At 44.6% G+C, this 21,393-nt stretch carries 19 protein-coding genes; 4 read left to right on the top strand and 15 right to left on the bottom strand.

The features are described from left to right. Window positions 1-245: 245 nt before the first annotated feature. The 6 genes from ACED25_RS19290 to ppsA form a co-directional block, all read right to left on the bottom strand. Entirely contained in the window at window positions 246-1,568 is a 1,323-nt protein-coding gene (locus ACED25_RS19290) for a CoA-disulfide reductase (protein WP_371695895.1), read from the bottom strand. A 77-nt stretch (window positions 1,569-1,645) separates the two neighbouring features. Then, the gene (locus tag ACED25_RS19285; RefSeq protein WP_017102501.1) at window positions 1,646-3,052 is read right to left on the bottom strand and encodes a cation:dicarboxylate symporter family transporter; all 1,407 of its coding nucleotides are present in this window, start codon (window positions 3,050-3,052) and stop codon (window positions 1,646-1,648) included. 37 nt (window positions 3,053-3,089) lie between these two features. Further along, a complete protein-coding gene (locus tag ACED25_RS19280; protein WP_017101764.1) occupies window positions 3,090-3,473 on the bottom strand; it encodes a RidA family protein in 384 nt (127 codons plus the stop codon). Between the two features lie 24 nt (window positions 3,474-3,497). Next, entirely contained in the window at window positions 3,498-4,163 is a 666-nt protein-coding gene (locus ACED25_RS19275) for a transcriptional regulator (RefSeq protein ID WP_017101763.1), read from the bottom strand. A gap of 489 nt (window positions 4,164-4,652) precedes the next feature. Continuing rightward, window positions 4,653-5,990, bottom strand: a complete 1,338-nt coding sequence (locus ACED25_RS19270; protein WP_371695894.1) for an MATE family efflux transporter — start codon at window positions 5,988-5,990, stop codon at window positions 4,653-4,655. 212 nt (window positions 5,991-6,202) lie between these two features. Next, window positions 6,203-8,575 (bottom strand): phosphoenolpyruvate synthase, encoded by a 2,373-nt coding sequence (ppsA, locus tag ACED25_RS19265; protein WP_182797205.1) that lies wholly within the window; start codon window positions 8,573-8,575, stop codon window positions 6,203-6,205. 178 nt (window positions 8,576-8,753) lie between these two features. Between ppsA and ACED25_RS19260 the strand changes: the two genes are divergently transcribed. Continuing rightward, the gene (locus tag ACED25_RS19260) at window positions 8,754-9,587 is read left to right on the top strand and encodes a pyruvate, water dikinase regulatory protein (protein ID WP_009846294.1); all 834 of its coding nucleotides are present in this window, start codon (window positions 8,754-8,756) and stop codon (window positions 9,585-9,587) included. 117 nt (window positions 9,588-9,704) lie between these two features. On the opposite strand, the gene grxB is transcribed toward ACED25_RS19260, so the two are convergent. The 3 genes from grxB to ACED25_RS19245 form a co-directional block, all read right to left on the bottom strand. After that, window positions 9,705-10,337, bottom strand: a complete 633-nt coding sequence (grxB, locus tag ACED25_RS19255; RefSeq protein WP_017096986.1) for a glutaredoxin 2 — start codon at window positions 10,335-10,337, stop codon at window positions 9,705-9,707. A 348-nt stretch (window positions 10,338-10,685) separates the two neighbouring features. After that, window positions 10,686-10,847, bottom strand: a complete 162-nt coding sequence (locus ACED25_RS19250; RefSeq protein ID WP_009846296.1) for a hypothetical protein — start codon at window positions 10,845-10,847, stop codon at window positions 10,686-10,688. Window positions 10,848-11,010: 163 nt separating this feature from the next. Further along, complete coding sequence (locus ACED25_RS19245) at window positions 11,011-11,991, bottom strand: Gfo/Idh/MocA family protein (RefSeq protein WP_371695893.1); 981 nt, start codon at window positions 11,989-11,991, stop codon at window positions 11,011-11,013. A 604-nt stretch (window positions 11,992-12,595) separates the two neighbouring features. Between ACED25_RS19245 and ACED25_RS19240 the strand changes: the two genes are divergently transcribed. The 3 genes from ACED25_RS19240 to ACED25_RS19230 all read left to right on the top strand — a co-directional run bounded on the left by ACED25_RS19240 (window position 12,596) and on the right by ACED25_RS19230 (window position 14,842). Next, entirely contained in the window at window positions 12,596-13,372 is a 777-nt protein-coding gene (locus ACED25_RS19240) for a glycosyltransferase family 25 protein (RefSeq protein ID WP_009846298.1), read from the top strand. A 211-nt stretch (window positions 13,373-13,583) separates the two neighbouring features. After that, entirely contained in the window at window positions 13,584-14,066 is a 483-nt protein-coding gene (locus ACED25_RS19235) for a GNAT family N-acetyltransferase (protein ID WP_017096483.1), read from the top strand. Between the two features lie 2 nt (window positions 14,067-14,068). Then, entirely contained in the window at window positions 14,069-14,842 is a 774-nt protein-coding gene (locus tag ACED25_RS19230; protein WP_017096484.1) for a murein L,D-transpeptidase family protein, read from the top strand. A gap of 104 nt (window positions 14,843-14,946) precedes the next feature. Here the strand turns inward: ACED25_RS19230 and ACED25_RS19225 are convergent, their stop codons facing one another. The 6 genes from ACED25_RS19225 to ACED25_RS19200 all read right to left on the bottom strand — a co-directional run bounded on the left by ACED25_RS19225 (window position 14,947) and on the right by ACED25_RS19200 (window position 21,247). Next, window positions 14,947-15,684, bottom strand: a complete 738-nt coding sequence (locus ACED25_RS19225; RefSeq protein ID WP_017096485.1) for a sulfite exporter TauE/SafE family protein — start codon at window positions 15,682-15,684, stop codon at window positions 14,947-14,949. Between the two features lie 159 nt (window positions 15,685-15,843). After that, window positions 15,844-16,563 (bottom strand): glycerophosphodiester phosphodiesterase family protein, encoded by a 720-nt coding sequence (locus ACED25_RS19220; protein ID WP_017096486.1) that lies wholly within the window; start codon window positions 16,561-16,563, stop codon window positions 15,844-15,846. A 56-nt stretch (window positions 16,564-16,619) separates the two neighbouring features. Continuing rightward, complete coding sequence (locus ACED25_RS19215; RefSeq protein WP_017096487.1) at window positions 16,620-17,930, bottom strand: sn-glycerol-3-phosphate import ATP-binding protein UgpC; 1,311 nt, start codon at window positions 17,928-17,930, stop codon at window positions 16,620-16,622. Next, complete coding sequence (gene ugpE / locus ACED25_RS19210; protein ID WP_017096488.1) at window positions 17,920-18,762, bottom strand: sn-glycerol-3-phosphate ABC transporter permease UgpE; 843 nt, start codon at window positions 18,760-18,762, stop codon at window positions 17,920-17,922. The genes ACED25_RS19215 and ugpE overlap by 11 nt, the downstream gene beginning before the upstream one ends. A gap of 38 nt (window positions 18,763-18,800) precedes the next feature. Next, complete coding sequence (locus ACED25_RS19205; RefSeq protein ID WP_029223743.1) at window positions 18,801-19,682, bottom strand: ABC transporter permease subunit; 882 nt, start codon at window positions 19,680-19,682, stop codon at window positions 18,801-18,803. A 272-nt stretch (window positions 19,683-19,954) separates the two neighbouring features. Further along, window positions 19,955-21,247 (bottom strand): extracellular solute-binding protein, encoded by a 1,293-nt coding sequence (locus ACED25_RS19200; RefSeq protein ID WP_009846306.1) that lies wholly within the window; start codon window positions 21,245-21,247, stop codon window positions 19,955-19,957. Window positions 21,248-21,393: the final 146 nt, after the last annotated feature.

Raw genomic sequence — 21,393 nt, 5'->3', positions numbered from 1 at the left:
AAACCGGCAACCGTTAATAGCGGTTCTAGGGTTCAAATCCCTATCCCTCCACCACCATTGAAAAGCCCGCTGAGAAATCAGCGGGCTTTTTTACATCTTGAATTTGCAAAAAGAGAGCTCAAAAACACTAGATAAGTCGTTATCTAATCTAGTTATAAGGTTCGTAGAGTTAAGGAATTAAAAAAGCAGAGCGCTCAGGCTCTGCTTTGATGTTTTAACTGTACGTTCTTCAGAACTTACACTCGTTATTTTGCTACGTTACCTGCCACGTTTAGAGCATCCCATGTACGTGCGAATGGTGGGGCATAACAGAAGTCCATGTAGCCTAGTTGTTGAGTAGTCATCTTGGCTGTGATCGCTACGGCCAGTGCGTTAATGCGGCCAACGGCTCCTTTCTTACCTACGATTTCACCACCTAAAAGGACCTTAGTTTCTGGGTGATAAACCAACTTCACCTTGATGTCTTCTTGGCCTGGGTAGTAATCGGTTTGGTTCTTATCTGAAATCGTCGATACTTTCACATCCAAGTTATGTTCTTTCGCTAGAAGTTCAGATACGCCGGTACACGCCAATTCGTAATCGAGTACTTTCAAGCAAGACGAACCTAAGAAGCCTGACATATAGGTATCTTTACCTGCTAGCTTGTCAGCCATCATACGCGCTTGCTTATTGGCTGTGGTTGCTAGAGGAACATAAACGGGTTTGCCTAGTGCCATATGATGTACGACGGCACAGTCACCTACAGCATGGATGTAAGCGTCTTCAGTGGCACCATATTCATTCACCAACAACGCGCCATTTTGAGCCTTTGGTAATTCGAATGCTTCAGTGTTTGGTTTGAAGCCGAGTGACAGGATCACGATATCAGCTTCTACATTGCCATTATCGGTTTCTACGATGTAACCACCTTGCTCGGCATCGCGAATCGCAGACACGCTGCAACCTGTTTTAAGGTCAGCGCCGGATTCTCGAATTGCACCTTCGACAACTTCAATGATCTCTGGGCTGAACTGACGGCTCATGATGTGTTGTTCACGTTCGATAATCGTCACGTGCTTATCTAAGCCATGTGCCGCATCAAAGACTTCCAGCCCGATAAAGCCTGCACCGATGACACACACGCGTTGTTTGTTATCGTCTTTAAGCGCTTCTTTGACTGCTAAGCCATCTTCCATACTTGTTAGTGTGTATACGTGTTCTGGATTGAATTCACCGAATGGTGGAACGATTGGTCGTGCACCTGTTGCAATGACCAACATATCGTAATCGATGACGCTTTCTTCATTTTGGTGACGCACCGTAATTTGCTTTTCAGTGCGGTCGAACGACACCATTTCTGTGTCTACACGAACATCTAAACCTGATTTGATGGCTTGTTCTGGTGTACGGGAGATCATCCGTTCGGTGTCATCAAACATGCCGCCTGCAAAGTAAGGTAGGCCACAGGCTCCGAAAGAGATGTAGCTACGCTTATCTAAAACGATGACTTCGTCTGATGGTTGATTACGTTTGTATTTTGCTGCGAAACTCATACCCGCGGCGCTACCGCCTATAACAACAACTTTCATATTTACTACCTAAATAACCTGAACTCAGGAAAAACAGAAGAGCACTCACGTGGAGTGCTCTTAATTAAGTTTGAGAATTATACTGCTGCTTCTTTTGATACTGTCGCTGTAACGTCAGCGTCGTATTGTTCAGTATCCAGTGAGCCATTCTTCTTCGCTGTAAGAACGCCTGACAACATAGAGCCAGAGATGTTCAGCGCGGTACGAGCCATGTCAATTAGCGCTTCGATAGATACTAGAATCGCGACTACTGTGATGTCTAGACCCATGATGGTCAGTACCGCTACTGCTGCGAACGTTGCACCGCCACCAACACCCGCGATACCGAATGAAGCAATTGCGATAACAGCGATCAGTTGTAGGATAAAGCTCAAGTCTACAGGCATGCCCATGACCTGTGCCGCCATGATTGCTAGCATTGCTGGGTAGATACCGGCACAACCGTTTTGACCGATACTGGTACCGAATGTCGCTGACATGTTTGCTGTTTCTTCGTCTACACCTAGGCGCTGAGTTTGTGTTTCAACGTTTAGTGGAATAGCTGCCATGCTTGAACGAGACCCGAAACCGAACACGAGTACTGGCCAGATTTTCTTCATGAACTTGGCAGGAGAAAGGCCGAACATTGACACCATCACGAAGTGGATGCCGAACATTACGCCAATTGCTACGTAGCTTGCTAGAAGGAAGCGGCCCATTTCTGCTAGTGCGAACAGGTCGTTGGTCATCATGAACGTAGTCATCAGAGCGAATACACCGTAAGGCGTTAGCTTCAGAATTTCACGTACCATTGAAAGCACCACTTCTTTTGCAGAGTTGATGAAATCAACGAAGTTTTGCACTTTCTCTGGCTTACGGTTTTTCACTTGAAGGATGCAGTAACCAAGGAACATACCGAACAGTACAGTTGATAACGTAGAAGTACGTTGAGACCCCGTTAGCATGTCAAAGATGTTGGTTGGAATGATAGACAGAGCCATACCAGAGAGACCACTACTCGCCATTGCATCTTGTGTTGCTACCAGTGAATCACCGCGAGCTTCAATCGCGCTGTTTGTGCCGATTGTGCTTACTAGCGCGTTCGCATCGATACCAAATAGGTAAATACTTGCGATACCAACGGCTGCTGAGATTGCACAAGTGAAAAGTAGAATACCGATGATTTTTGGTGCGATTCGAGATAGCGCACCACCGCCTTCGACGTTCATGATCGAAGAGATCATCGCCACGAATACCAGTGGGATAACGATCATTTGTAGAAGTTTGATGTAGCCTTTACCGAATACGGAAATCAGTTCAGCAAAGCCAGATGTCGCAACGTTGCCGACACCGAAAACAAGTTGAATTGCGCCACCGAACAACAAGCCAGCAGCAAGCGCACTCAGTACGCGGAAGTTAAAACTTTTCTTTTGCTTTTTGAAGTTCGACAGCAGTGCGTAGAACCCAAAGAACAGTACGCTTAATGCGATAAATGAAACGCTCATGAGAATCTCCTATGATACCCATTAATACCTAAATCGGTTATTTTTTGTATGCGATGGCTTCAACTTCAACCAGTGCGTCTTTTGGTAGTCGTGCTGCTTCAACACAAGAGCGAGCAGGTGCATTCTCAGTCCCAAACACCTCGGTATACACTTCATTAAAGGCAACGAAGTTCTCCATGTCTGATAGGAAGCAGGTAGTCTTCAATACTGTGTCTAAGCCAGCCCCGCTTACTTCTAAAACAGCCTTCAAATTCTCAAGAGATTGACGAGCCTGCTCTTTGATGCCGCCCTCGACAAACTTCATGGTTTCTGGAACGAGAGGTAATTGGCCTGATGTATAAACCATGTCGCCGTAAGACGTACCTTGTGAGTAAGGGCCGATAGCTGCAGGTGCTTGTTCAGTGGCAATGATCTGTTTCACGATGTAACTCCTAAATTATTGGTTTTATTCTGATTTAAATTCACGGATAAACTTGTAAACCGCCTGACGGCTGATCCCAAGCTGCTCTGATACTTGTGTAGTCGTCTCTTTTAGCTCAAATACGCCGTTATCAAATAAGCAACGGATGATGGCTTTATTACGACCTTTGAAGGAAACCGACTCATCTTGGTCAACCTCGTTAATGGCTGAACTCAATGCTTGTTGAATGACGTCGTTTGCATTGTTGCTGAATGTCTCGCTTACAATTGTTTGCGGCACATTGCACTGCGGCATCAACGTTTTGACGATTTCTGGGAATGGGAAAGATAAGTTCATGTTGATACACAGCATGCCGATAGGTTTTTGCTGTGGACCAGCCAGCACACAGGTGGTTGATTTCAGTAGGGACCCATCTGCTGCGTTGGTGAAATAGCTCTTCGGAGAAACTTCGCCAGTTTTCTCGAACGTGCTCCACATGCGTAAACCTAAATCGGTGATCGGTGAACCAATTTCACGACCCGTATGATGACCATTGACGATCTTCACGACTGAGTTTTCTAAGCTTTCAAATGAATGGATGACCACTTCGCAGTAAGGACCAATCAAATCGGCGATAGTGTCTGCTAAGCGGAAGTAATTGCTTAAGCATTCTCTGTCTTCATCGGTGAATCGAACTTGTTTTACATTCATGATTTCGGTTTACATTTTTGAACTCAATGACTGGAATCTACTCCTTTGGTGGTACTTCCACAAGATGCGGTAAACTTCTGTAAACCTGAAGTGAACGTTCAAAACATCAACAAATCGTAAGGTTTAGACCTATATCACGAGCGGAATTTGAACAAGATCACTAAAGATAGCCAAATGAGGTTTAATTTCTTAAACCGCATCAAGGTTTACATATTTAAAACCAAAGGTTGCATTTTTGAACCCTTTGATGATCTAGGACAAGTTATAAGGAAAGGCAAAAAATTGAATTGATTGGTATTGTAAATGCATGGCAATCAAGCATTTACCTTGCGAATGTGGTGGTGAGTAAAGATAGGTGGTTAATTGAAAATGAGGTTGTATTAGAGAGTTAAATTCACAAAAAACAGCTTTTTAATAGGATGCAAGCTAGGATTTAGATCCTAAAAAAGCAGCTGAAGTTGCTGCTTTATTTTGGAGTGTTCTGTTTGATTATTCGCTTGGCAGTTTAAGCTCGACTTGTTTTAGCGCGCGCTGATACATAAACCATGCACAGGTGCCAGCAAGCACATTACCTGCCATTGCGCCCCAGAATAGGCCTTCAATACCCGCAAGCTGAGAGCCAACCCACAAGCAAGGTAAGAAGAAGGCGAACAGGCGCAGCGCTGAAATCGTCAAGGCGGTGTAGGACTTGCCCAGAGCGTTAGAGACAGAAACCATCAGCATACAGATTCCTAATGGCCCTAAGCTAATAGGTACGATCAGTAGGTGATAGTTTAAAATCGTCGAGACTTCGCTTTCACTGGTCATTAGGCTTGCCAGTCCGCCTGAGAATAACCAAGTCACCAGTGCAATCACCAACTGGAAACCCAATACGAACATCACCGCAACCTTAACGAGCTTGCGTATGTTTTCGAGGTTGTTTTCTCCCAACATGCGGCCAATCATCGGAGGCATCGACATCGTTAGTGCTAGCACAGCGACAATCGAGAAGAATTCAAAACGTGAACCCAGCGCCCAAGCTGCAACGGCAGCGGTGCCATAGCCAGCAAGCAGCTTAGTGGCGAACATGGATGAAACAGGTGGCAACAGCTGACTGATCATCGCAGGGCCCATGATGTTGCCGATGGAGCGAACACTCTTACCAATGTCGAGATCGTGCCAGTCGAACGTCATCCAATGCTTCTTGGTCACTTTAGGAGCAACGATAAAGATACCCGCGCCGAACGCCAAGATGGTCGCAATGGCGGCTCCATTGATGCCCATATCGAGCGTAAAGATGAAAATCGGGTCCAATATCAAGTTGATGATACTGGTCGCGATCATCATTGAACCGGGTAGCATGGTATTACCATTGGCACGACACACACTGTAGAAGAAGTAGAGCAACGCACCTGTCCAAGAGCTGACTAGCCAATAGATCCAATAAGTATCAATGATTGGCAATACCGTCGGTGGCGCATCCAACAACTGTAAAATAGGCCCACGCAATAGGTAGATGATGACGGAGAAAAGCGCAACACTCACGCTGCCCATCGCAATCACTAATCCACCTAGTTGCTTAGCGTAGCGCGTTTCATTCGCGCCAATGGCTCTAGCGATTACCGCGGTTGTCGCGATACCTAACCCGACCTGAATACCAATGATGATCATCTGTATTGGAAGCGTGAAGCCTTGAACAGCGAGCGGCAGCACGCCCAGTTGGCCAATAAAAGCACTGTCGACAAGCTGGAAGCTCATTAGGGAAAGCACCCCAAACAGCATTGGCCATGTCATTGTATAGAGTTGTCGGCCAAGAGAAGGCGAGGGAGTTGCGGTAGTCGAATTCATAACGCTCTTATCAGTCTTGAAGTTAGGTTTGTATTGGTGACAAACATCTCAATGAAGAATTGTGTAAAGGATAACGTAAGGTCAGCTCGATACCAATGTTTGTTATGCTAGGCAGGTTATCTTTGTTGGCTTTCGGTGAACAACAAAGCCAGTCGCAATGACTGGCTTTGTTATATCTACTTTCTGTTATATCTACTTGTTGGCGCTAAGCGTTACTTGTTTGCAACGTTACCAAGCTTCAACCAAGTATCGATAACCGTATCTGGGTTTAGTGAAACCGAGCTGATGCCTTGTTCCATCAACCATTCAGCTAGGTCGTCATGGTCAGATGGGCCTTGGCCACAAATGCCTACGTATTTACCCGCTTTAGCTGCTGCATCGATAGCCATTTTCAGCATCGCTTTCACTGCTGGGTTACGCTCGTCGAATAAGTGAGCAACGTCACCTGAATCTCGGTCTAGGCCAAGTGTCAGCTGTGTCATGTCGTTTGAACCGATAGAGAAGCCATCGAAGTACTTCAAGAATTCCTCAGCCAAAATCGCATTCGATGGAAGCTCACACATCATGATGACTTTCAGACCTTGGTCGCCACGGCGTAGGTTAAACTTAGCCAGAATATCGATAACCGATGCTGCTTCGCTCGGAGTACGAACGAATGGGATCATGATTTCAACGTTCTTCAGTCCCATCTCGTTACGAACACGTTTTAGCGCTTGAGTTTCAAGCTCGAAACAGTCTTCAAATACTGGAGATATGTAACGAGATGCGCCACGGAAGCCCAGCATTGGGTTCTCTTCATGTGGTTCAAACGTTTTACCGCCAACAAGGTTGCTGTATTCGTTCGACTTGAAGTCAGACATACGTACGATCACACGCTTAGGCCAGAATGCAGAAGCGATGGTCGCAATGCCTTCTGTTAGCTTGCTTACGTAGAAATCGATAGGATCTTTGTAGCCACGAATACGCTGGTTGATTTCTGCTTTGATCTCATCCGTTTGCTCATCGAAGTTCAACAGAGCTTTAGGGTGAATACCAATCATCTTGTTGATGATGAATTCAAGACGAGCAAGGCCAACACCTTCGTTCGGGATTTGAGCGAAGTCGAAGGCACGGTCTGGGTTACCAACGTTCATCATTACTTTAGTTGGCAGCATTGGTAGCTCATCAACCTCAGAACGTTTGATCTCGAAATCGAGTTCGCCTTGGTAAACGTATCCTGTTTCACCTTCAGAACACGACACTGTTACGGTGTCGCCGTCATTCAGACTGCTTGTCGCGGTACCACAACCAACAATGGCAGGAATGCCTAGCTCGCGAGCAATGATTGCTGCGTGACAAGTACGGCCACCACGGTTAGTCACAATCGCAGACGCTTTCTTCATCACAGGTTCCCAGTCTGGGTCTGTCATGTCTGTTACCAGTACGTCACCTTCTTGAACCAGTGACATTTGGTCTAAAGAGTCAACCAAGCGAACAGGGCCTGAACCGATACGTTGACCGATAGCACGGCCTTCAACTAAGACATCCGCTTTATTGTTTAGCTCGTAACGCTCGATAACGTTTTGGTCGCTCTGAGAACATACGGTTTCAGGACGCGCTTGAACGATGTATAGCTTGCCGTCGATGCCATCTTTTGCCCACTCAATGTCCATCGGACGTTGGTAGTGCTTCTCGATGATCATTGCTTGTTTTGCTAATTCTTTGATCTCTTCATCGTTCAATGAAAACTCGTTACGCTCTTGAGTATCTGTGTCGATGATATCAACTTGCTTGCCGATCTCTTGGTTGGTTGAGTAGATCATCTTGATCAACTTAGAACCAAACGTCTTTTTAACTACTGGGTAGTGACCCGCTTCTAGCATTGGCTTATGAACGTAGAACTCATCTGGGTTCACCGCGCCTTGTACGACCATTTCACCTAAGCCCCAAGAAGAGGTGATGAATACCACTTGGTCGAAGCCTGATTCAGTATCAAGCGTGAACATCACACCTGAAGAAGCTTTGTCTGAGCGAACCATACGCTGGATGCCCGCAGACAGCGAAATGCCGCGGTGATCAAAGCCTTGGTGTACTCGGTAAGAGATAGCGCGATCGTTAAACAGTGAAGCGAATACGTGTTTCGTTGCTTCGATAACCGCATCGATACCTTTCACGTTAAGGAAGGTTTCTTGTTGGCCAGCAAAAGAAGCATCTGGAAGGTCTTCAGCCGTTGCCGATGAGCGAACTGCAACAGACAATTCTTCGTTGCCTTCAATCAGTTCGCGGTAGTTATCACGGATATCTTGCTCTAGTGATTCTGGGAAGGGTGCGTCTAGAACCCATTGTCGAATCGTTGCACCTGTCTTACGCAGTGCGTCAACGTCTTCAACATCAAGTTCATCAAGGAGTTGGTGAATGCGCTCATCAAGACCTTTGTAGTCAAGAAAGTTGTTAAACGCATAAGATGTGGTAGCAAAACCATTAGGTACTGATACGCCAGCGTTGGCTAGGTTAGAAACCATCTCGCCAAGTGAAGCATTCTTACCGCCGACTTTGTCGACATCTTCCATGGAAAGGCCATTGAACCATAGGGTGTTATTTTGCATTTATTTCTCCAGAAACATAGCAAGCATTGTAGGGATTTAAAGGCAAACGATTACGTATCAGTTTAAAAAAATGTAAATTATTTTCTAAAGCTGTGGGGGACGTAATAGTCAGCAGGGTTTCGTTATATATATTATGGTTCCCATCCTACTCAAAATAATTTTAAACATTAAATAAAAAATGCAAATTGATATCCAAAGTCGTGATGTATTCTATGTTTCTGATGGAACGGCCATAACATGTGAGACTTTAGGGCATGTTGTTCTAGGTCAATTCCCATTCGAAGCTAATGAAAAAACCTTCCCGTTTGTCGAAAGTGAAGACAAACTTTCTGATTTATTGAAAGAGATCGAGATTTCATATCGAGCAACAGGCCATGAACCTTTGGTCTTTTTCTCGATTGTGATTCCGGAGATAAAACTCAAGCTGTTAGATGCGCCTGCGCATTGTTATGACGTATTAGAGAGTATCGTGCAGAAAGTGCAAGATGATACGAAAATGGCGCCTAAGCCGAAGCTGCAGCGTTCTCGTAGCGTAAATAAAGACTCGGACAAATACTTCGACCGTATTGCTGCTATCGAATACACGTTAGCGCACGACGACGGTATTACTTTAAAAGGCTTGGAAGAGGCAGACATTATCTTGTTGGGAGTCTCTCGCAGCGGTAAAACGCCAACGAGCTTGTACATGGCAATGCAGTTTGGTTTACGCGTCGCAAACTATCCGTTTATCCATGATGATATTGCTCGCTTAAGGTTGCTACCGGAATTTGAGATATATCGTCATAAGCTGTTTGGTTTAACCATTGATGCAGAAAGGCTCACTGAAATTCGTGAGAACCGCTTAGCAGGCAGCGAATACGCGAGTGACTCTCAATGTTTGTATGAGCTGCAAACGGTAGAAGGTTTGTTCAGACGTGAAGCCATTCCATACATCAACACCTCGTCACTGTCTGTTGAAGAGATTTCGACACGAATCTTGGAACGTACAGGTTTGAGAAGGCGCTTGTTGTAGAAAAAGACCATTGAGTCATAAGAATCGAAGCTCGTACGAACAATGGTTCGGGGAGCTTCGATTTTTCTTTTAGCTGGTTGTTAGCTATTAACTGTTAACTATTAACGACTCAACAAATTAGCGAAGCAGCATGATGCTAAGCGTTTTGCTCTGTTTTTCGAGCCAATGTTCAAGTGCTGGTGGCCATTCGATACTTGGTTCGACACAGAAACCGCGAAGCATTGAGAAATAAAGAGCTTGATCAATCAAAGGTAGCGATGATTCACCATTCTCTAGCTCCAATAGAAGCTCTGCATCTTTCAGCAATGGGTTAATCAGTTGAACGTATTGTGGGGTCTTTTCTAAGAGCTCTTCAAAATTAAAGCCTTCGGTCTCTTTACTAACACGCCAAGCTTCTTTTGCTCCAGCCGAACGATATTCAGCCAAGTCGAGGTTCCACCAACGTGGGCGTCCGATCTGTTGAGTGAGAGGGAAAGTTCGGCTTTGGAAAAGAGTAGCCTGCTCTGAAGGTTCACGTTGCTCATTATTTGATTTCAAATCCATGAAATAAGCAATGATGTCTAGGCTTTCGGCCATGATAGAACCATCGTCTTTCTGTAAGACGGGCACCATTTTTTTACCGATCAGATCGATAAGGGTTTGGGCATCATCATAATCCACAGAAACAAGTTCGATATTCAAGCCAAGAGATTGAGCAATGTAGGCAACTCTTGCACAGAAAGGGCAGTGGTCGTAAATGTAAAGCTTCATAGCTTCCCTCATTTATGGTCATTACAAGTATAAGATAATGCTAATGTACCAGAAACTCTTACGAATACTAAGCATCAATAAATGCCAAGTTCCAGTAAACGCTTAGCACTAATAAACAGCATGCACTACCAGACAATAAGTATTTAGTGTAGATACTCTTTACTGAATTCTATTGTCCGTTGGATTGGACTTTATTGTAACGAGTAAATTAGTGGGGAAGCTGGTGGGTAAATCACGGGCACAAAAAAGGCTCTGGCTGCTCATTCTAATGCAGAAGAATGAAGTCAGCCAAAGCCTCAATTTTGTTACCTTTAGCAGAGTGACTACTAAAAGAGCGGAGCGGTTAAACTATGCTTTTTTAAGGTCTTTTGCAGGGTAAGTAAGCGTCATTATTGCGCCTTCTACTGTTGTAACATGAACGTAGCCACCACCAGCACTTAGGCCAATTACTACCATTTCACCTAGCTCAACACCTTTTGTTGCAACAACGCGATCATCAACTGAAAACACTTTACACACCTTCAATAAAATAAATAAATACGACAGATATCGAACGCGGATTTAAACAGATGGTATCCCAATCAACTAATCCGGTTATTTGTCGTAAAGATTAAATTTAGTTATGCATAAATCGGCATTTCTTAAAAATCAGTTGGTTAACATGCTTGGGGTGTTATTTGTCGGCGGGATAAACGACACCAACTTGTTGACGCATATCTGTAATCAACTTTGCAACGGTTAAAGCACGTAGTTTGGCTTGAGCTTGTGTACTTTTGTCACCAGCAATGCAGTTTGCAAAGGCTTGGGCCTCGTAACTCATGGAGTTTTCTCTTTGTGCTTGAGTAAGGTTTTCTACCGTGCCATCACGATAGCGAATCTTAACGTCGGTGCATTCTGCAATGTGATCGATGATGATCGATCCCTGTTCGCCTTGGATCTCGCTTGGTACGTAAGAGTCGCTGACTTTAGAGTGCGCAAGGGTTACATCAAATTCTGGATACTGGAAGATCGCACAGCCATGCGCATCCACACCTGAGTCAAGTAGCTTTGCCGAAGCCTGTGCATTCTCAGGTTCACCAAACAGAGCAACAGTCGCGGCTACGCAGTAGAAGCCAATATCGACTAATGAACCATTAGAGAAAGCTGGGTTGAAGGTGTTTGGGTTCTCGCCGTTTAGGTATTTCTGGTAACGCGATGAATATTGACAGTAGTTGATGTGCGCTTTATGCACTTTGCCTATCTTTTTTAAGCCGAGTTGAACTTGCTCAAAGTTCGGTAGATACTGAGATTTATACGCCTCAAACAGCACCACACCGTTCTTCTGAGCGACCTCAAACATGTGTGTTGCTTCTTCAATATTCGATGCGACAGGCTTCTCACAGATGACATGCTTGCCGTGTTCCATCATCAAGATAGATTGCTCGCAGTGCAGTGAGTTTGGTGAAGCGATGTACACGGCTTCAACTGTGTTGTCATTTGCCAATGCGTCGAGTGAGTCATACGTCGTTTCAACGTCAAATTCTTGGGCGAACTGCGCCGCGCTGGCCAGATTTCGTGAATAAACAGCAGCCAACTGCATCGATTGTGATTCATGAGCAGCTTGAACAAATTTCTGTGTAATCCAATTGGTTCCAATTACAGCGAACTTAATCATAAGGTATCCAATAGTTAGTATATTAATTCTATGAAGATAGTAGCACTCAATGGCTAGCATTGTTTCTGAGATTTGCGGAACAATTCTCCAAGATCTTTAGCCTGATATTAATATTAACTCGTCTATACCTGAGCTTTCTAGAGCATCATAATAGAGTCTTTTGTTGTGCTGGTTCGGAGGTGGGAGGTGCAGGTTTAGTATCAGTGACCGATTGTATTCTCTCAATTGGTGGTTTATTGGAAGTGTTTAATATAAAAGACTCAATACCCAAAGAATGAAGATCTATTGATTATATCCTCTCGTCAATTCTTAAGAAATATTATACAAGCTGAATTGGTGTGCAATTGTATTTATATGCAATCGCGCAATTAACCTATGGTGTTTTAATATCACTTTGTTTAGTAATTGATAACATTTTAAGACAATAAATGTTATCGATTGGGAGCAATTTACGTTACAGAGTCACGAAGTTGAACATAATTGGAATAATGAACAACATTTGTTTTAGATTGGTTCTAATTATGAGAAATAGGGGGGTTACTTTTGTTGATATTTATATTAATTTCTTATGGGTTAAATTATTAGCAATAGGTGTTTTTTTACTGTGAAATCTCTTATTATTGCGCTAGAACGTAAATCTGAACGATTTTTATCCAGCCAAAAGCAACTTTTAAATATTAAGTCTCTAGATATTGAAAAGTTGAGTGCTGTTGATGCTATGTCCTCTAAACCTCATCCTTTGATGGATTTCTATGATGAAACCGCCTTTTATGCACTAAATGGAAGGATCGCTGTTCCTGGTGAGATCGGGTGTTATGGTAGTCACTATTTAGCGTGGGAAAGATGCATTCAGTTAAATCAACCAGTTATTGTCTTCGAAGACGATGTTGTTGTTGATGTCGATGTATTTGAAAAAACGGTTCAATTTGCCAGTAAGCATATTGAAGAGTGTGGTTTTATGAGATTGGAAAATTATTCGACTAAGAGAGAGTATAATTATGTCGTTGAAAATCTCGATGACGAACAAAGTCTAGTGCGACATATTAAAACACCACTATGCACCACTGCCTATATGATCACACCGCATGTGGCGAAAATTTTTATAGAAAAAAGTGAACGATTCCTCTACCCAGTAGATGTATTTATTAGAAATGTATGGCTTCATAAGCAACCAACTTACGGAATATCTCCTGCAGGATTAACCGGGGGAGAAGGTGGCTCAGTCATTGGAAATCGGTCTTCTAGAACAAAAAAATCACTCCGTATTAAAACTCTAAAATTCTTAAGTAAGTTTAGAGATGTCGCTATGAATGGTTTGTTCAATTTGACCTATACCGTAATAATCAAAAAAAGCAGACCCAAAATGTTTAACGGTTTTTAATCGTTTCTTATCTGATTGATTTTACGTCATTCGTTTAGAACGAACCGAGATTTAGATATAAGAACAGCTCCCAATTGGGAGCTGTTCTTCGTTATCGTGTCATGTAATTAGTGGTATCAAGCTCTAGCTCGAAAGTTTTGTTAAAAGAGTAGGACGGTGCACAGCTAAGCTATTTTTGCTAAGGTGTTATTGAATTTTAAAAGGTAGTGATATGCAAATCCGGAACGCTAAGGTAACTGATATTAGCTCGATCTTAGAGCTCTCTATGCAAATAAATCGTCAACATCATCTTGGTGCCCCTATGGTATTTGCTCCCGCTTCTCATGGCTTAGCTGATAGTGAAGAATATTGGTTGGGATTGATGCTTGATCCGGTTGGCACTTTCTTAGTTGCGGTTGACGCTCAACAGGTTGTTGGTTTCTTGGTGGGGAAGGTAACGCAGAATAAAGGGGTAAGCTTCATTCAGTCTCACAAAATAGCACGAGTGAATACGATTGTGGTAAACGATCAGGTTCAGAGCCAAGGCGTCGGCAAAGCGTTGATGAAGTCGTTTAATCAGTGGGCGCAAGCGAGCGGTGCTATTGAGCTTAGGTTAGAAGTGATGGAGTTTAATCAGCAAGCTAAGGGTTTCTATGAATCGTTAGGCATGGAAACTCAATCACGAACCATGTCCATGCGCTTTGAGGAGAACTAAAGGTGCGTCTATTTTTGCCTTTATCACTGTGTTTACTGTTTGTAGCTTCGAGTGTGCAAGCTGAAAAGGTTGTGGTTGAAAAGATAATTTCTGACGCGACGGCAATCGAAACCATTGTATTCGAGTCGAAACCGGCTCACTCTCAGCGTGTCTCAACGTCTTCCTCTAACTCAACCTCTTCAGTGATCTCTAATTCCAAACATGTGATTATTGTGGATGATGTTCTTAGCAGTAACTCTGGCGAACAAGTTGCCCAGCTGTCTCAAGGTTCATCTAAACGTCCCCCTCAAAGCTCTTCTCAACAGTCTTACACTCTAACCGGTCCCTCTTCTGAGGCAGACTCTCTGTCGCAAGTGGTTACTTTAGTCAAAGTTGATAAATCGAAGCGTAGAATGTACCTACTTAAGGGTGATGAGGTCATTCAAGAGTTTCGTATTGCGTTAGGGAAACAACCGAAAGGGCATAAACGTTTTGAAGGAGATAACCGAACACCTGAAGGGGAATACCAGCTCGATTATGTGATGGAAGAATCGGATTTTCACCGCTCGGTGCATATCAGCTACCCGCAACCTTCGGATATGCAGTGGGCTGAAGAAAATGATGTCGACCCTGGAGGGAACATCAAGATCCACGGTATTAAAAATGGTGAGCGCCGTTCACCGAGCTTTATTCAAAGCTTTGATTGGACGGATGGTTGTATTGCACTAACCAATCAAGATATGGATGAGTTCATCCAACTCGTAAAAATGGGTACCCCGATCCATATAGAATGGTAGTAATTGGTACCCAATTTTCTTAATCACTTTCGGAATCTATTCGCGCAGGCAATTAGCGCAGTCAATTCGTGAAACCAACTTCCGTAATTAACCGCTAAAGTCAGTTACAGTATGACTCGACCTGCACTGAATATCGCAATTACGATCAGCAACGCAATGGTGACTGGCTTAAATTTCGCTCCACCAAATCTCTCGAATAGTTTAGAACCCACATAACCGCCAAACATGCTGCTTGGTAACAGTGCAAAAGTAAGCCAGACCACCTCGCGGTCGACTAATCCTGCGATAGATGCCGATACAAACGCACTGGAATCTGCCAACACAAAGAACGCAATCAGGCCAGCTCTGGCTATATGCGGAGCAACTGGGCTTGCCAACGCGTGTGTACCAATCGGAGGCCCTGACATTGAAGCTGCGCCGTTCATTACCCCAGCAAGGCTACCTAGAATATAGGGAGCAAATCTAGGCTCTCTTTTGTACTGGAACCCTTTGTAGATCATAAGTGCAGATGCAAAAATGAAGGCGCTGATGATCAAGATGATCGTGTCTTGGCTAACGGATTTTAGCAGAAGTAGGCCGACCGGAGTGAAGGCCAAACAAGGGACAAATACCTTTGAAACCCAGCGCCAATTCACATGATGTTTAACCTTCGGCAGCAATTGGATATTGCCTAACAGGTCGATCAGCATGAAAACGGGAACCAGCTCGATTACAGGCACGAATAACGCACTTAATGGCAGTGCCACTAAGGTGAAACCGAAACCTGAGAAGCCACGAACAATAGCGGCAAAAATGAAGATTGCACCCAAAACAGGGAAGGTTGGACTAAAAATGAGATCCATAAATTAAGTAACCAATGAAGCTGTCTAAATAGAGCGAGCGATGAAACCAAGTGAGTAGCGGAATGTACTCCTACTCACTTGTGTTTGCTACCTAATTTTCAGGTTTTTCAGGGTTAATTTTAAAGTCTCTCGGGGGGGATTTTTGCGGTATTTACGAGGTCAATTTATAGGGTTGAATTGATTCGGAAAATCAGTAAATACAGCATCTACTTTTGAGAGAAATTTGAAGCGAGACGGATCATTGACGGTGTAGCACCATGCTTGAATGTTCGCTTCGTTGAGTGTGTCAATATCGCTCTGATCAACGTGTTCATAGTTCATGTGACAGCTGAACGCTTTGACCTCATTGATGAGCATAAGATCATCTTGAGTCAGTTGCTCTGTGATTACTCCCACTCGATATCTCGGTAAATGACGAGCCATTTCAGCAACCACCTTATGGCTGAAGCTCGAAAGTAAGACCTTATCAGTGTCTAGATTTGAGCGAATCAACTCGTCGTGCAGCAAATCAACCACATAAGGGGCTTGATGTCGGCTGTCGACTTTGATTTCGAGGTTGACGCTAAGATCATGCTGCTCAACGAGTGTGAGTAACTCTTCCAGCGTCAGTATTTTTTCTCCAGCGAACTGCTCAGACTTCCAACTGCCAAAGTCGAGCTGACGCAGTTCAGCAAGGGTGTGTTCATCAACTCGACCCTTGCCATCGCTGCAGCGCTCAAGCGTGTGATCGTGACAAACGACCAGTTGGTCATCCTGAGTGGGCTGAATATCAACTTCAATCCATTTCAAGCCGAGTTTAGCCGCTTGTTCAATGCTTGCTTTGGTATTTTCTGGGTGAGTACCAGCTACACCTCTATGACCTACGATGATAGACGACATAATTAATCCTTCTTAAAGACGCACCGTAAAAACGCATTAAATATCAGTGTACTCGATTAAGCGAGAGCCGTCGTTAAGCTTGTCGTATCTTCGTGTGGCTCCTGTGATGTGAAATTATTTGGGTGAATGCGTTTGCCATGATTGTCAAAAATATGCAGGTTGGATTTATCGATTCTTAGCCCTAGTGGGACGGCTTGGCACAGTGTCGTTTCTGGTGTTACTGCAATAAAGGGCTGCTCGTTCACCAGACCATGAACCAATTGATTTGGACCCAAAGGCTCAACCACACTGATACGCAGTTCAAGAGGCAAGGTGTTCATCATCAATTCTGAACCAATTTCAGAGTGCTCTGGACGAATACCAAGTGTGATAGCTGTATTTTTTACGTGGGCGTACTCGGGTAAGTACATTTGCTGATCACCAATCTCAAGGTATCCGTCATCGAGTGTTGCTGGTAAAAAATTCATTGCAGGGCTGCCAATGAAGCTCGCCACAAAAGTACTGGCTGGCTGGTGGTAGACCTCTCGTGGCGTCCCGACTTGCTCTATCTGGCCTTTGTTGAGCACCACGATTCTATCAGCCAGTGTCATGGCTTCGACTTGGTCATGAGTGACGTAAACACTGGTCACGCCAAGTTCGCGTTGCAGTTTTTTGATCTCTAATCTCATGTGAGCACGCAGTGAGGCATCTAGGTTAGACAAAGGTTCGTCAAACAGAAAAAGTTGTGGATCGCGAACGATCGCTCGTCCCATAGCAACACGTTGACGTTGACCACCCGAAAGCTTGGCTGGCTTGCGGTCTAGGTATTCTTCGATTTTCAGCGTTTTGGCGACTTTCTCAATTTTCTCTTCAATAAGGTGCTGACTAACACCTCGGTTCTTTAAGCCATAAGCTAGGTTTTTGTAAACCGACATGTGGGGGTAGAGCGCATAATTTTGGAAGACCATTGCGATATCACGCTGAGCTGGCTTTTCGTTATCAACACGGCGACCACTTAAGTGAATCTCGCCACCAGAAATGCTTTCCAAGCCCGCAATGGAACGTAGGATAGAAGACTTGCCACAACCAGAAGGACCCACCAAAACAAGGAACTCACCCTCATCGATATCAAGCGAGACTCCTTTGACGGCTTGATGGCCGTTTTCATACGTCTTTACCAAGTTTTTGATACCCAGCATGATGGGAGCTTTACGCGTACGATCGTGAGTGGCTTGGTTGTGCGCTAACGTTTGTTTTAACTTTGGCATCGGTGTGTCCTCTGTATTTTTGTGGATAGCTTGGTGAGAAGGCAGGTGAGACATCTTGTACTCAGCGAGTGATTGAACGCGGTTATCGTTCATTTGATTTTTGTCGTTATTATTTTTCACTTTCTACTAGCCCTTTTACAAACCAACGCTGAAATACAACCACCACTAAAACGGGTGGCAACATCGCTAAAATCACCATGGCAAAAACATAGTCGTAGCGCGGTAAACTGGTTTCATTGATGTTGTTGAGTACTTGTTTGATGCCCATCACGATGGTGTTGTAGCCTTCGTCCGTGGTCATCATGATTGGCCACAGGTATTGGTTCCAACCCACCACAAACATGATGATGAAGATCGCGGCGATCATGGTTTTAGACAGTGGCAATAAGATGTCGACAAAGAATCGAAACGGACCTGCGTTATCTAGCTGAGCGGCTTCTAACAATTCATCGGGGATGGTTTTGAAGAATTGCCTGAAAAAGAAGGTCGCGGTGGCTGATGCGATCAAAGGCAGAATCAACCCTGTATAGCTATTAAGAAGACCAAGCCCAGCGACAACTTCATAGGAAGGAATAATACGAACCTCTAATGGCAGTAACAGCGTCACGAAGATCAGCCAAAACCACGCCGTGGCATAAGGGAGTCTAAAGTAGACTAAAGCAAACGCGGCCATCATCGAAATGATGATCTTACCGATCGCAAAACCTAGCCCCATGATCATCGAGTTGGCGATCATTTTACTGGCGGTGACTTCGCCACTAAAGCCCATGCTTTTGTTCCAAGCTTCGCTATAAATGGCCGTAAAGTTATCGCCCGGTAGCCATTGCAGACCTTCGCTGACAATGGTGTTTGGGTTATGCGTAGAACTAGCGAAGATTAGCCAGATAGGGACCAACATAAACAGCATCCCTGCAATTAAAATTAGGTGGTCTGAGACCTTATTACTTTTCATAAATAACTCCTGTCGCGTTAAATCCTAGCGTGGAGGGGCTAGTAATGGACGCGCTTTTCTACAACGCGAAACTGGATAAATGTGAGAGTGAGTACCAGTAGTAACAACACAACAGACTGGGCGGAACTGCCGCCTAAATCTGCGCCAACAAAACCATCTCGATACACCTTGTACACTAATGAAGTTGTACCGCCACCTGGGCCACCATTGGTCATGGTGTCTATCACGCCAAAGGTTTCAAAGAATGAGTAGGTGAGGTTGATGACCAGTAGAAAGAAGCCAGTCGGGGCGAGCAGTGGGAAGGTAATGGTCCAGAAACGTTTCGAGTCACTGATACAATCCAACATCGCTGCTTCTTTTACGGCGTAAGAGATTGATTGAAGCCCCGCCAGAAAGTAGATGAAATTCACCGAAACTTGTTTCCACACGGACACCAAAATCAGAGCAAACGTGGCATCCACGGGATCGGTTTGGAAGCTAAAATCCCAACCCACAACAGCAAAGATTTCTGTGAACACGCCAATGTGCGGGTTAAACAAGAAAGCACCAATAACACCTGCAATCGCAGGGGCAACCGCGTAAACCCAAGTGAGAGTGACCTTGTAAGCGCCTTGTCCGTGAATGATGTTGTCGGCTTTCACGGCAAGCAGCAGAGCCAAGGCAAGTGATAAGAAAGAGACCACAATCGCGAACATCAAAGTAAAGCCAATCGAGTTCAGGTACTCGCTCGATTCGAATAGCATTTGGTAATTCTCAAACCAGACGAATATAGATGAGGTGCCCCAAGGGTCTTCCAGCATAAATGAAAGGTAAACCGCCTTTGCTGCTGGGTAGATAAAGAAAATGGCAATGATGAGGATCTGAGGTGCCAAAAATAGGTAAGGCAGCGGAGAGTGAAAGAATTGTTGACGTCGTTCCACAGGGTAATCCCTAAAAATAATTACAGTGGCCACTATGAGCGGCCGTTACCACTAGCGCGATATCAAGGCATGCATCCCGTTGAGTTATCGTTGTTGGAGCAAGAAATGGCGCTAGGGAAGAATCTCCTCACGTCTTGCCATAGCGTTTTTAGCGACGCAGTGACAAGTCGTGAGGAGTGATGAACGGCTCTGATTCGCTAAGCCTTAAGCTTGTGAACAGTTTCGTTTCATTAATCGATCCAGTTTACTGATCGATCTAGTTATTAACCGATCTAGTTCATCGTTCGAGCGAAGCGCTTTAGTAGTTTGCTGCTCTCATCTTCGACCTTGTCTAGGCTGCTCTCGACGCTAGATCGGTCAGCGAAGATGTTATCGAACTCACGGTGCATCACTTCACGGATCTGCGGGTAATAACCTAGGCGGTAGCCTTTAGTCCACTCGCCCGATTTGAGGCTTAGTTGCTTAACGCCCACTTCTGCGTCTGGCTGCTCTGTGTAGTAGCCGGACTTTTTCGCTAGTTCATAGGCAGCAGTTGTTACAGGTACATAGCCAGTGGTTTTGTGCCAGTAAACCTGAGTTTCAGGTTTGGTCAGGTAATCAAAGAACGCTGCAACACCTTTGTCCTGTTTCTGGTCATGGCCATTGAGTGCAAACAGAGCTGCACCACCAATGAAGGTTAAGCCAGCATCAGGGTTGACCGATTTCCAGTATGGAAGGTAAGTTGTGCCTAACTCGAAAGGTACGCGGTTACGCAAGCCACCGAACGAGCCTGAAGAACCCATCCACATCGCCACTTCTTGGCGCTCGAAAGGTGTTTGGTTCGCGTCCCAGTCGCTGCCGTAATACTTGTAGTAACCTAGATCTGACCACTCTTTCATCTTGCTAACATGCATCATCATGTCTTTGGTATTGAACATGATCTTAGTGGATAAGCCGTCGTAACCATTGTTTTGGTCTGCGACCGGTAGATTGTGGCGAGACTTAAAGTTTTCAAACATGATCCACGGCGTCAGAGATTGAGAAAACGCGATGTGTCCTTCGGCCTTCAGTTTCTTAGCAACCACTTCGAGTTCTTCATAAGTCTTAGGCGCTTCGGCTCCCACTTCTGCGAGAAGGTCTTTGTTGTAGTAAAGAACCGGCGTCGAACTGTTGAAAGGCATACCAACCATCTTGCCTTGGTTGTCGGCATAGAAGTTACGAACGCCAGCTAGGTAGTCGTTTGAATTAAAGTTGTAGCCCGATTCAACCAGAATATCCTGTACCGGTTTCGCGACACCTTTAGCGTTCATGATGGTTGCAGCACCGGCATCGAAGACTTGTAGAATGTTAGGAGCTTCGCCAGCTCGATATGCTGCGATACCCGCTGTTAAGGTCTCTGTGTATGAACCTTTATAGATTGGCGTGATCTTGTAATCATCTTGTGACGCATTAAAGTCAGTCGCAATCTTATTGACGGTTTCTCCAAGTTGGCCGCCCATTGCGTGCCACCAAGTAACTTGAGTCGTTGCGAACGCCGGCATTGCTGCTGTCGCAGAAAGAACGCCTGCCAAAATTAGCTTATTCATCTTCTTTTCCTTTTGGATGAAATCGATATAGAGGTATTGAATTTGAGTATTAACGAGACGGTAGGGGTATCGTTTGAAGCTATCTTGAACAGGGTATATTTCACTTACGTGGCTAAAGCGTTTCACTGATGTGAAAGATTCATTTC

This window comes from Vibrio sp. 1F263 (assembly GCF_041439035.1).
GTDB classification, from domain to species: Bacteria; Pseudomonadota; Gammaproteobacteria; order Enterobacterales; family Vibrionaceae; genus Vibrio; species Vibrio tasmaniensis_A.
This window is presented reverse-complemented; position numbering and strand designations above follow the sequence as displayed.